Below are 9691 nucleotides of genomic sequence, written 5' to 3' on the forward strand. Positions count from 1 at the left end.
ATACCGTATCCATACCAGCCAATTAGCTGCTTAATATATAAAACTCTAACTTTTGGGGGTCACATCAATCCCGCGAATAGGCTTAAAATGACCGTAGAATTCCAGTCATATTTCTGCCCACCAAGTTCAAGAGCAAACATTAAACATACAACGGCACCCACTAAGCTAAGCGCCCCCCACCAATCAATTGATTGCTTTTGGTGAATCGGGGATTCTTTGTAGGAGAAAACAATAAAAATCAGCGATAAAATCCCGAGCGGCAAATTAATATAGAAAATCCAATGCCAGCTGATATAATCAGTAATATACGCTCCGAGCAATGGTCCAAATATACTCGAAAGCCCAAACACAGCCCCAAACATGCCCCCCATTTTCCCGCGCTTTTCCGGCGGAAATAGGTCAAACATTATCGTAAACGCGATTGGAACAAGCGCGCCGCCGCCGACTCCTTGTATCGCCCGGTAGATACTTAATTGCGTAATCGTTTCGGCTGTACCACATAATACGGAACCTGCCATAAACAAAATTAATCCAAAAATAAAGAATCGCTTCCTACCGTACATATCCGATAGTTTACCGAAAATCGGCATCCCTGCCATTTCCGCCACCATATAAGCGGAAACCACCCAAACAAAGCTCTCAAGTCCGCCGAGATCTCCGACAATTGTCCCCATTGCGGTAACCACTATCGTGTTATCCATCGATGCCATTAAAATTCCTAATAATAAACCTACAACAACCAACCCTAGCTTACTTTCCTTCGCTACCATCCCATTCTCCTTTAAAGTTGTGTCTTTGTTTTTATTGTTGCTGAAGGGTCATGCGTTAACTCATTGGTATACTCGACCAACCCTATTTGACAGCCGGGGCCAATTTTGACCATTTTGCCGCGAACGATATCTGCCTTTGTATTTTCAAGGTAGATGTCATCCCCTTCAATTACTTTAGCAGTAAGGAATCCAATCTCTTTTCCAAACGGAAGCAGTGAATTCTTCTTCCTTTTCACCGTGATTTTCCCGCCGCCAATTTCCTCAGCACTGCTCTCTCCAAATCTTAATGAAACTTTGATCGTTTCGGCGGTTAAGAGTCCCTTGATTTCAAACCCACCGCTCGAATCGAACGTCTCATATTCAACATCGCCATTAACCGCGATACTCCCTTTAATGGTCGCTTCATCTCCACTAAGCCTTTCGCCGGCTTCCAAAATCCCGAGAATCTTCACCTTTTTCAATAAGGCTTTACCATCGACCTTCATCGTTCCCATGACAAGCGTTTGGTCAGCCTCCACATTCTCTTTAAATTCTGCCTCACCAATAATTTTCAGGGAGCCAACAGTAGCATTTTCGACCGCTTCACTTGTTCCGTAAACATTGAAAACGGAACAATCAACAGCATTTACAATTGTCCCTTCTCCTCTAATGCTGACTTTATCGTAATTGCCCCCAGGATAGCTTCCCGATCCATTAATAATTAGATTTTCATTTTTTCCCATTACCTTCTCCTCCTCTTAAACCTTTTTTGACTCACCAACTACAGCATTTTTATCCTGTGAAAATTCTTCTGTGTATTCAACTACGCCAATATGACAATTTGGCCCAATCTTGACCTGATTGCCGCGAACCACTTTTGCGATCGTATTTTCAAGTTCAATGATGTCCCCTTCAATGAAGTCCGTTTCCAGTTGCGTTTTAAAGAAAGGCTTGAATAACGTGCCGATGAACGACCCTTTATGTTGTTTTACGGTGATCGTCTGCCCGCCAATTTCTTTTGCCTTACATTCTCCGTAAAGCTCAACATCTACTTGATCGGCGTTTAGCAGGCCGCCAATCGTAAAGCGATATTTTCCTTTAAAAATTTCAGCCTCACAATCTTCGCCCACCGCTAAAATCCCATGAAGGTTTATTTCCTCACTTTTCACTTTGCCGCCAACTGAAGCTTTACCTGAAACATAGAGATGTTTCGCATACAGGTTTTTCTCAATTTTTGCTGTTCCTTCCACCGTAACCTGTTGGCTATCGATCGTTCCTTTAAAACTCGCATTGCCACTTATCTTAGCTGTATTTGCTTTCACATCGCCTTTAACCGTACCTGAACCATTGCATTCAAAGTCACTGCACTCTATATCACTGTTAACCGTTCCATGTCCATTCAATGTAACAAGCTGGAATTTCCCGCCATTAGATGCCCCAACCCCATTAATGATCAAATCCCCCATATTTTTTAATTCCATTGCCATTCTCCTTTATAATAATTTCGACTTAATTTCTTCCATACAAGTCATCAGTGACAGTGATACCACCAGTTTCGTTCCTGATTCAAAATGGACAGCTTCTGTATTAATGAGTAATAGACACGAAGATACCCCAAGCTTTCGGAAAATCACCAATTCACAGCTTTTTTGTTTGATAAGCGGCGCATTATCCTTTAATACTTGTAAGACCATTTTCCCCTCATCCAAATTAATTTCACCCGACTGAAGCAGCTTTTCTAACACATATACCTCAAGGATTCTTGGAAAATGAAATGTAAGACCGCTCTTATCATTCTCTAGGTAAAAATTCATCACTGCAGCAGAAACAATGTTACGTTTGATTAAATCATCCTTTTCCATTTGCAAATCACTAATATTCGGCGAAAACATATCGGCTAGTGCATCTAACGAAAGATTTTCCTTCATCGTTTGGATTTTATCGATTCTTTCTAAAATCTTTTCTTTTGGAAAAAAAGTTTCCTGACCGGTAAACGTCGATTTTCGAATAAACCATTCTTCAGGAATCAAATCCTTCCGCTTCCATCGATACAGCTGTCCGTACGAAATTCCTGCTAGATCTAATAAATCCTTCTTAGAAATTAACTCCTCGCTCATGTTGAAAACCCCTTTCTGTTTTCTAATGTAACATAACACTGTTACGCATGTAAAGCAGGAAAATAAAAAAGGGCCTTCCACCAGTTTATGCTCGTGAAAAACCCTTAATCATATTATTCTTCTATCTCAACAGTCGGATAGTGCTTTAAAAAGTAAATTAATGATTGCAGCTCTACTGCTAAATCAATATGATGGACCCGAGTGGACGGAGGGACAGTTAACCGTGCAGGTGTAAAATTTAATATCCCTTTGACCTCAGCCTTCACAAGTCGATCGGTAATCTGCTGAGCGACAGGCGCAGGAACGGTAAGAATTGCTACCGATATATTTTCATTGGCTAGGACGTTCTCCAATTCGTCAAGATGGTAGACCGGTACCTCACGAATCATCGTTCCCATTTTATTCGGATCGACATCAAAGGCAAATTCTATTTTTGTGTTATTGTTTTTTAAAAAATTATAATTTAAAAAGGCAGTACCTAGATTACCGACCCCAATTAAGGCCACTTTTGTTAATTCATCTTGGTCTAAGGTTTTGCGGAAGAAGGTTAATAAGTAATTAACGTTATAACCGTAGCCCTTTTTGCCTAAGGCACCAAAATAGGAAAAATCCCTTCGAATCGTTGCCGAGTCTACTTTCACTGCTTCGCTCAGTTCTGCTGAAGAAACCCTTTGCTTACCGGAAGAATGAAGGTTTTTTAAAAATCGATAGTAGAGGGGCAGCCGTTTTGCTGTCGCCTGTGGTATTTTCATTGTTTCATTACCCATAATCTCCCACACCCCTTGAATGATTTAGTTAAATCTCATCGGTTCGTTTATAATCTCCGTTTTTACCGCCCGTTTTCTCGACTAAATAGGTCGGTCCGATGACCATCCCTTTGTCCACTGCTTTACACATATCATAAACGGTCAAGGCACAAGCTGCGGCGGCTGTTAACGCTTCCATTTCCACACCTGTGTTCCCTTTCGTTTTTACTGCTGCAGCAATATGCAGGTGATAGTTCTCTCGCTTGTCCGCTTCCCACGAGAAAGAAATGTTGACTCCTGTTAGCGGAATCGGGTGACACATTGGAATCAGATCCCATGTTTTTTTTGCCGCCATAACCGCTGCTACCTGGGCCACAGCTAACACATCGCCCTTTTTCATTTCATTATTGGTTATCTTTTCGTAAATCTCTTTACTAACAGTTATGCTGGAATGGGCCAGAGCAGTCCGTGCAGTTTCAGGTTTATCACTGACGTCGACCATTTTCGCTCTGCCTTCTTCATTAAAATGTGTAAAATCTGTCATATATAAATCCTCCTCTCAAATCATACACTATTTTTCCGGTAATGTGTGTGAAACTTTGAACTAGTTGAGACATTTTTTTTCATTAAAGGTTACCGCTCTTAAAGCCCTTTATTGCCGACACTCTAGTTATACGGTACACTATTCGTATGTAAGAGGTGAATGAAAATGATTTTACTGCAGGTCAATCAACTACAAAAATATTATGGTGCTGACCTTATTTTATCGAATATTAAGCTAGAATTACAAACGCGAGACCGGGTGGCGCTTGTTGGCCGCAATGGTGCAGGAAAATCGACGCTTTTAAAGATCATTGCCGGACACTTGTCACATGATGGCGGAGATATTATCAAACCAAAAGAAGTAACCATTGGATACTTAGCGCAGAATACCGGATTAGAATCGAATTTGTCCATTTGGGAAGAAATGTTGACTGTCTTCGAACCGCTTCAATTAATGGAAAAGTCGCTCCGCAGGCTTGAGGAACAGATGGCTGACCCCGGTGTGTTTGAAGACAAAGAAAGATATGAACGAGTTCTTAAGGAATATGATCAGCTGCAGGTGAAATTTAAGGAGACTGGCGGCTATCAATACGAAGCAGACATTCGCTCCGTGCTCCATGGGCTAAATTTCCACGAAAGCGTGCTTGCGATTTCAAGTTTAAGCGGCGGACAGAAAACCCGCCTTGCTTTAGGAAAATTACTATTAACGAAACCTGATATCTTAATTTTGGACGAGCCGACAAATCATCTCGACATCGATACTCTTTCATGGCTTGAGCAATATTTACAGAGTTACGATGGCGCCATTTTAATTGTCTCACATGACCGATATTTTTTAGATAAAGTAGTCACTCAAGTTTACGAAGTATCCCGCAAACAAATTCAAAGGTTTACGGGCAACTATAGTTCTTACCTTGACCAAAAAGCTGCCAATTATGAGCGCGATATGAAGCTTTACGAAAAACAGCAGCAGGAGGTTGCTGATCTTCAGGACTTTATCCAGCGGAACTTAGCACGTGCCTCGACGACTAAACGAGCACAAAGCCGCCGGAAAAAGCTCGAAAGGATGGAAATGATCGACCGTCCATTAGGTGGTGAAAAGTCCGCTACCTTCTCGTTTGAAATCGAGAGACAAAGTGGAAATGATGTTTTGGCTGTGGATTCACTTGCCGTCGGTTACGGCAATGAAAAGATTTCTGAGGACATCAACTTCCGTGCCTATAAAGGAGAAAGCATTGCCCTTGTCGGACCAAACGGAATCGGCAAATCAACACTGTTAAAAACGATTATCAATCGATTGCCCGCGCTTGCGGGAACGATTCAATATGGAACAAACCTTGCGATTGGGTATTACGACCAGGAACAGGCCGAGTTAACCTCCAATAAGCGCGTCTTGAATGAGCTCTGGGATGATTATCCGCTTAAAAATGAAAAAGAAATCCGGACGGTTCTCGGTAATTTCTTATTTTCCGGTGATGATGTGCTGAAAATAGTTTCTACCTTAAGCGGCGGTGAAAAAGCCCGACTTGCCCTTGCTAAACTGATGCTTGAGAAGGCAAATGTGTTAATTTTGGACGAGCCAACTAACCATTTAGACCTTGATAGCAAAGAAGTGCTGGAGAATGCCTTAATCGATTATCCAGGCACCATTTTGTTTGTCTCACATGATCGCTATTTCATTAACCGGATCGCTACAAAGGTACTGGAACTGAGCGGGAATGGAAGCAGCGAGTATCTTGGGGATTATGATTATTATCTAGAAAAAAAACTGGAGCAAAAAGAACTTGAAGCACTGGCGCTTGAAGATTTAGCTAAAAAGGCAGCCGATTCCGCACCGCACGAGAAAAATAGTTATCAACAGGATAAGGAAAGTAAAAAGCTTGAACGGCAGCGAAAAAGAAAATTAGATGAAATCGAGCTGCGCATAGAAGTGCTTGAGGAACAAATTAGCGATTATGAGCAGCAATTATGTGCACCAGAGATTTTTCAAGACCACGAAAAAGTTTTGGACATCAACCTAAAAAGTGAAAAAGCAAAGACAGAGCTTGAGCAATTGATGGAGGAATGGGCGGAGTTAGCGGAATAAAGGTTGAAACCGGGTGGGTTACCCGGTTTCAACCTTTATTTTTTTGGATATATATATGATATCTGCAAATTCTGTTGTGTTATTGACAAATTTTAATTTGAAATTGAAAAATGAAAGAAACTATTTCAACAATTTTTAAGAAATCCTCCACTTTTCCACAACTTTATTCACACTATAAACAGAATAATTTCGGGAGTTTTATATGCTTTTCCACATTATCCACAATAAGTTGCGTTTTTATCCACATTATCAACAGTATCCACAGGCTTATCCACATTTATTGACTTTTCAATGTTTTTTTACAAAATCTTATCCACAAAAACGTTAATGACATTACACGCCTGACATGTTTATTAGCGAATCGGATTTTATTAAAAAAAAACTCTTCTTTTTCAGAAGAGTTGGTTAACCATTATAGATTTCAATATCTAGTCCCGGATTTGCATTTAGGGAAAGCCCTGCTCTGATTCCCTTTTCAAACATTACACTTCCGGCAGTGGCAATCATCGCAGCATTATCGGTACACAAGGATAATGGCGGTATCACCAATTCTACCTTGTCATTATCTGCAAATGCCTTTTCTAATGCCGCCCTGAGGCCTTTATTTGCCGCAACACCACCAGCGACTAATACTTGGTTCACACCATACTCAGCTACGGCTCTTTCCGTCTTCTTAACTAATACCTCAATCACACTTGCTTGAAAGCTGGCGGCAAGATCCTCAGGGGCTATCACTTCGCCGCGCTGTTCGGCATTGTGGACGGTATTAATGACAGCTGACTTTAAGCCGCTGAAACTAAAATCATAAGAGCCTTCCTCTAACCAAGCTCGAGGTAAATCAATTGTCGGGCTTCCCTCCTGTGCCAAACGATCAATATGCGGACCGCCTGGATACGGCATATTTAAAGTCCTTGCCACCTTGTCGTACGCCTCTCCTGCTGCATCATCCCTCGTCTCGCCAATCACTTCAAAATGTCCGTGCTCTTTCATATAAACAAGCTCGGTATGCCCCCCTGAGACCACTAGAGCTATGAGAGGAAACTGCAACTCCGTTATCAGCCTGTTCGCATAAATATGCCCGGCAATATGATGAACCGGAACTAGCGGTTTGTTATGGGCAAAGGCTAACGCTTTGGCAGCATTTACCCCTATTAAAAGGGCACCAACCAATCCCGGTCCTTCTGTAACAGCTATAGCATCAAGCTCAGCAAAGGTTAACTTCGCTTGACTCAATGCTTCTTCAATGACGATTGTAATTTGTTCCACATGGTGGCGTGATGCAATTTCAGGGACTACCCCGCCAAAACGTTTATGACTCTCAATCTGTGATGCCACTACATTAGCCGCAATTTCACGGCCATTTTTAATTATTGCGACTGCTGTTTCATCGCAGCTAGTTTCAATTCCTAATATAAACTGATCATTTTTCATAAATTCACCCACATGACTAACCCATCTTCCTGATTATCCGCATAATAATTTTTCCTAATCCCGCCATTTTGGAAGCCTAGTTTACGATAAAGGGATTGCGCTGTATAATTGGTTACCCTAACTTCGAGGGTCATGGTTCTTGCCCCCTTCGCTTTGGCAACAGTCATAAGCTTCATCATTAAGGCTTCCCCAAATTTTCTTCCTCTATATTCGGGCAAAACGGCCACATTCGTTACATGTGCCTCATCAATGACAATCCACGTACCGCAATAACCGATAATTTTTTTATTTTCCTCTAAAACGATATAGACAGCAAACTTGTTATTGTGCAATTCATTATAAAATGCCTCCCGGCTCCAAGGCATTGTAAACGAGGCGTGCTCAACTTCTACTATCTGATCTATATCCTCTTCCCTCATATAACGAAACTCGTAAGAATCTGTCATTTCTCTCTTATCCTATCCATTTGAAATTTTCCCTTTTGCCTCTAGCCACTTTGCTTCCGCTTCAGCTAAACGGATATAATTCGGTACAAAGGAATGTATATCTTCTCCTTGTTTATCACTGCCTAACAATGCAAGTTCCGCCGGTCGCGGATTATGTTCCGTGATACTAGCAAAAGTTGCTTTCACCCCTAGCAATTCCTCAATCTTTGTCCGGTGGATCTGTAAGTCATTCCCGACAAATAAAATTGGCTTGGCCGATTCAGCTAATTTTGCTGCCCAGTCCACTAAAAGTAGCAACTGATCCGGCTCTACCATTTCAAGCTTTCCATTTTCAAATTGATATAGACCTGTATAAACTTGACCCCTTCTTGCATCAAATAAAGGAGATATATAGCCATCAAAGTATCTTCCCGTTCCTGCAGCTAAAATTTCCAGACTCGATATCCCTACAAGCGGAAGTTGTAATGTCCAAGCCAATGTTTTGGCAATCGTGACACCAATTCTAACTCCTGTATAGGAGCCGGGACCTTTTGCCACAACAATTTTCGTTAAATCGGCTGGCACCCTCTCACAATCCTTCATAAGAGTCTCGATTGCCGGCATAATTCGTACGGAGTGATTCTTTTTTAAATTCGTTATATACTCGCCTAGAACTTGGTTATCTTCTAAAAGCGCTACTCCTAAGCAATAGTTAGAAGTATCAATCGCTAATATGGTCATCGAAAAATCTCCTTACATAGGTGCTCATATCTTTCGCCCGTTGGCGTTAACACCATTTTCCTTTTATCTCCTTCTTCGCGATACAAGAAAATAGTCAGCCTCTCAGAAGGCAGTTGCTCTTCAATTAAATGGGCCCATTCCACTACTGTAACTCCATCACCTTCAAAGTATTCATCAAACCCAAGGTCTTCAAATGCATCAGCTACGCGGTATACATCCATATGATACAAGGGCAGCTTCCCTTTATACTCTTTAATGATGGTAAATGTCGGGCTATTAACTGTTTTCTTAATTTCCAATCCTTTCGCCAACCCTTTGGTAAAGGTTGTTTTCCCTGCACCTAAGTCCCCCTCAAGCGCAATAACATCACCTGGTTTTAAATATCCAGCTAATTTCGCTGCGAATTGCGAGGTTTCTTCTGAATTCGTTGTATCTAGTTCAAATTGATTCATCCAATCACCTTTACACTTTAACATATCTCTATTTTACCCTTATTTAACTGCAAAAAAAACCTTAGGATGTCTCCTAAGGATGCTTATTTCATATGTAGTTTACAAAAGACATAAAAAAAGACGAAATCTAGTTTCGTACAAATTTTAAATGGCGGTCCGGACGGGACTCGAACCCGCGACCTCCTGCGTGACAGGCAGGCATTCTAACCAACTGAACTACCGGACCATATTGCGGGGGCAGGATTTGAACCTACGACCTTCGGGTTATGAGCCCGACGAGCTACCAGACTGCTCCACCCCGCGACAATAGAAAATATAATTTTTATAATACAGCCTGGCAACGTCCTACTCTCACAGGGGCGCATGCCCCAACTACCATCGGCGCTGAGAAGCTTAACTTC

General features: G+C 41.6%; 10 protein-coding genes, 2 tRNA genes and 1 pseudogene. 1 reads left to right on the plus strand and 12 read right to left on the minus strand.

The window, feature by feature from the left end; genetic code table 11:
* Positions 1 to 68: 68 nt before the first annotated feature.
* From AA980_RS23610 to moaC, 6 genes and pseudogenes are all read right to left on the minus strand, one after another.
* Positions 69 to 770 (minus strand): annotated as a pseudogene (locus tag AA980_RS23610) (MFS transporter); the annotation flags it as partial.
* An 11-nt stretch (positions 771 to 781) separates the two neighbouring features.
* Positions 782 to 1492, minus strand: a complete 711-nt coding sequence (locus AA980_RS23615; protein ID WP_024026558.1) for a hypothetical protein — start codon at positions 1490 to 1492, stop codon at positions 782 to 784.
* A 15-nt stretch (positions 1493 to 1507) separates the two neighbouring features.
* Positions 1508 to 2230: a bactofilin family protein gene (locus AA980_RS23620; protein ID WP_024026559.1), complete on the minus strand. Its 723-nt coding sequence runs from the start codon at positions 2228 to 2230 to the stop codon at positions 1508 to 1510.
* A gap of 12 nt (positions 2231 to 2242) precedes the next feature.
* Positions 2243 to 2866 (minus strand): YhbD family protein, encoded by a 624-nt coding sequence (locus AA980_RS23625; protein WP_024026560.1) that lies wholly within the window; start codon positions 2864 to 2866, stop codon positions 2243 to 2245.
* A 113-nt stretch (positions 2867 to 2979) separates the two neighbouring features.
* A complete protein-coding gene (locus AA980_RS23630; protein ID WP_024026561.1) occupies positions 2980 to 3633 on the minus strand; it encodes a redox-sensing transcriptional repressor Rex in 654 nt (217 codons plus the stop codon).
* A 28-nt stretch (positions 3634 to 3661) separates the two neighbouring features.
* Positions 3662 to 4156, minus strand: a complete 495-nt coding sequence (gene moaC / locus AA980_RS23635) for a cyclic pyranopterin monophosphate synthase MoaC (RefSeq protein WP_024026562.1) — start codon at positions 4154 to 4156, stop codon at positions 3662 to 3664.
* Between the two features lie 165 nt (positions 4157 to 4321).
* Here moaC and AA980_RS23640 point away from each other — a divergent pair, with 165 nt between their 5' ends.
* The gene (locus AA980_RS23640) at positions 4322 to 6241 is read left to right on the plus strand and encodes an ABC-F family ATP-binding cassette domain-containing protein (protein ID WP_024026563.1); all 1920 of its coding nucleotides are present in this window, start codon (positions 4322 to 4324) and stop codon (positions 6239 to 6241) included.
* Between the two features lie 405 nt (positions 6242 to 6646).
* On the opposite strand, the gene tsaD is transcribed toward AA980_RS23640, so the two are convergent.
* From tsaD to AA980_RS23670, 6 genes are all read right to left on the minus strand, one after another.
* Entirely contained in the window at positions 6647 to 7672 is a 1026-nt protein-coding gene (gene tsaD / locus AA980_RS23645) for a tRNA (adenosine(37)-N6)-threonylcarbamoyltransferase complex transferase subunit TsaD (RefSeq protein WP_024026564.1), read from the minus strand.
* Complete coding sequence (rimI, locus tag AA980_RS23650; RefSeq protein WP_024026565.1) at positions 7669 to 8118, minus strand: ribosomal protein S18-alanine N-acetyltransferase; 450 nt, start codon at positions 8116 to 8118, stop codon at positions 7669 to 7671. The genes tsaD and rimI overlap by 4 nt, the downstream gene beginning before the upstream one ends.
* 12 nt (positions 8119 to 8130) lie before the next feature.
* Entirely contained in the window at positions 8131 to 8838 is a 708-nt protein-coding gene (gene tsaB, locus AA980_RS23655) for a tRNA (adenosine(37)-N6)-threonylcarbamoyltransferase complex dimerization subunit type 1 TsaB (RefSeq protein ID WP_024026566.1), read from the minus strand.
* A complete protein-coding gene (tsaE, locus tag AA980_RS23660) occupies positions 8835 to 9290 on the minus strand; it encodes a tRNA (adenosine(37)-N6)-threonylcarbamoyltransferase complex ATPase subunit type 1 TsaE (protein ID WP_024026567.1) in 456 nt (151 codons plus the stop codon). The genes tsaB and tsaE overlap by 4 nt, the downstream gene beginning before the upstream one ends.
* Positions 9291 to 9439: 149 nt before the next feature.
* Positions 9440 to 9516 (minus strand) — tRNA-Asp (locus AA980_RS23665).
* A 3-nt stretch (positions 9517 to 9519) separates the two neighbouring features.
* Positions 9520 to 9593: transfer RNA gene (locus AA980_RS23670), tRNA-Met, on the minus strand.
* Positions 9594 to 9691 lie beyond the last annotated feature (98 nt).

The organism is Neobacillus vireti, assembly GCF_001026695.1.
GTDB lineage: Bacteria > Bacillota > Bacilli > Bacillales > Cytobacillaceae > Neobacillus > Neobacillus vireti.

Excerpts from the sequence above, each read along its gene's own strand:
- AA980_RS23625 (WP_024026560.1), bottom strand. The coding sequence starts at position 2,866 with ATGAGCGAGGAGTTAATTTCTAAGAAGGATTTATTAGATCTAGCAGGA.
- moaC (WP_024026562.1), bottom strand. The coding sequence starts at position 4,156 with ATGACAGATTTTACACATTTTAATGAAGAAGGCAGAGCGAAAATGGTC.
- tsaE (WP_024026567.1), bottom strand. The coding sequence starts at position 9,290 with ATGAATCAATTTGAACTAGATACAACGAATTCAGAAGAAACCTCGCAA.
- AA980_RS23615 (WP_024026558.1), bottom strand. The coding sequence starts at position 1,492 with ATGGGAAAAAATGAAAATCTAATTATTAATGGATCGGGAAGCTATCCT.
- rimI (WP_024026565.1), bottom strand. The coding sequence starts at position 8,118 with ATGACAGATTCTTACGAGTTTCGTTATATGAGGGAAGAGGATATAGAT.
- tsaD (WP_024026564.1), bottom strand. The coding sequence starts at position 7,672 with ATGAAAAATGATCAGTTTATATTAGGAATTGAAACTAGCTGCGATGAA.
- AA980_RS23630 (WP_024026561.1), bottom strand. The coding sequence starts at position 3,633 with ATGGGTAATGAAACAATGAAAATACCACAGGCGACAGCAAAACGGCTG.
- AA980_RS23620 (WP_024026559.1), bottom strand. The coding sequence starts at position 2,230 with ATGGAATTAAAAAATATGGGGGATTTGATCATTAATGGGGTTGGGGCA.
- tsaB (WP_024026566.1), bottom strand. The coding sequence starts at position 8,838 with ATGACCATATTAGCGATTGATACTTCTAACTATTGCTTAGGAGTAGCG.
- AA980_RS23640 (WP_024026563.1), top strand. The coding sequence starts at position 4,322 with ATGATTTTACTGCAGGTCAATCAACTACAAAAATATTATGGTGCTGAC.